The organism is Pararobbsia alpina, assembly GCF_902859895.1.
Classification (GTDB): Bacteria; Pseudomonadota; Gammaproteobacteria; order Burkholderiales; family Burkholderiaceae; genus Pararobbsia; species Pararobbsia alpina.
On record NZ_CADIKM010000155.1, the window covers coordinates 1 to 1,375 of the forward strand.

Annotated in this window: 1 protein-coding gene and 1 pseudogene; one reads left to right on the forward strand and one right to left on the reverse strand. The window is 58.0% G+C overall.

Translation table 11 applies throughout. The annotated features are described in order from the left end of the window. A partial coding sequence (locus HV670_RS29990; RefSeq protein ID WP_281362476.1) for an alkaline phosphatase family protein occupies positions 1 to 280 on the forward strand: 280 nt, incomplete at its 5' end. A 138-nt stretch (positions 281 to 418) separates the two neighbouring features. On the opposite strand, the pseudogene HV670_RS29995 reads toward HV670_RS29990, so the two are convergent. Continuing rightward, positions 419 to 1,249: pseudogene (locus HV670_RS29995) on the reverse strand (PIN domain-containing protein); the annotation flags it as partial. Between the last annotated feature and the right edge of the window lie 126 nt (positions 1,250 to 1,375).

The following is a 1,375-nucleotide window of genomic DNA, read 5'->3' on the forward strand; positions in this document are numbered from 1 at the left end:
CATCTCCCCCTATGTCCCGGCCGGAACCATCGACCATTCGCAATATGACCATACGTCGATATTGAAAACTGTCGATAACGTGCTTGGACTGAATGGCTCACTGAATCTCACTGCCCGCGTGCGCGCCGCCGCCGATTTTTCGAAGATGCTGGCATTGCCGGTCGCCCGGTCCGATATCCCGAAGTGTCCGTCGCCTATGGTCGCCGGAAATGTGCGTCCATCGAGCGCCGGTACGCCGCGTGCGAAAGACCCCTTCCTGCCGCTCTATGCGCATCGGTAGGACGCCGATTGTATCGCCCGTCCTCAAGCGGTTCAGGCGCGGGTCACTACTGTCAGCCATGGCGAGGTCGCCGGAATGCGCGGAACCTGAGCGGTCCCGCGATGAACAGCAAACCACAGCGCGCGGCCCTCGCTTGCATCAAAAGTCAGACCTCACACCTATGTAGAGCGGCTGCCGCAATGCGTGGAGCGGGGCTACGCCAAGGGATTTCTTCGCTAACTCAGCGGGTGTCTCTCGGGCGGCGACGTTCCTTGCTAATGTCAAAGCACTAGCCATCCTGTCCAGCCAAACCTTCAGGCGGCTAGATCCAGCGTCGGCCTCGTACGGATTCGCAGTCGCCTTCGCGAAATTGGCGGTCATGAACTCGCGAAGCTTGAACAACAAGAAATTCTCCAGGTCGTCGGCAGCTGCGTCTGCCCGCGAAAACAAGGGGGCAGTCACTCGAATGAGGAACATGCAAACTGCCGCAGTCGTCGTACCGACCGATAGAAGATACTGCGCAACTTCCAGCACCACCTTTGTCATGCTGGAGAGCTCAATGGACGGCTCAGCTGTGTACTCGAGTATCAATTGCATAGCAGCCTGTCTTTCGTCCTTCGGTCGATTCAGCGCCCAGACGAACTCTTGTGATGACAGGGATGTGTGCGTGCGGCGCCTCCCGATGCTCCAAAGAACAAACTTCCAGTAGGCTTGGGCACTGCACAGCCCGCGTTCAACCGCGACGCTGCAGAATACCTGAGGCCACAAGCCTCCAATGTTTCCCAACACCTTTCCGAACTCGCGAAGGCGGCCGTCGATAGTCAGGAGAAGAGCATTTCTCTCCAGGCACAAAAGCAATGCATCGTACGAGTCGTCGCCAAGATGCTGGCCGATTTCATGCAGCTTTTCCGGGGGGGCGTCGTTTCCCCAGGTCGGCACCACCTCGCAATAGTCGTCAACGCACTGCTGCATCTTTCGAAGATAGGCAAGCCGCTGTCGATGGTACGTAAGCGTCCAGCCAGGACATGTTGACGACGTCGAATTGGTACGCGGTTATCACGGCGAGCGCACAGGCCGTGAAGCCCCCACTTATTGCTAAGTGGGGACCTAATTAGC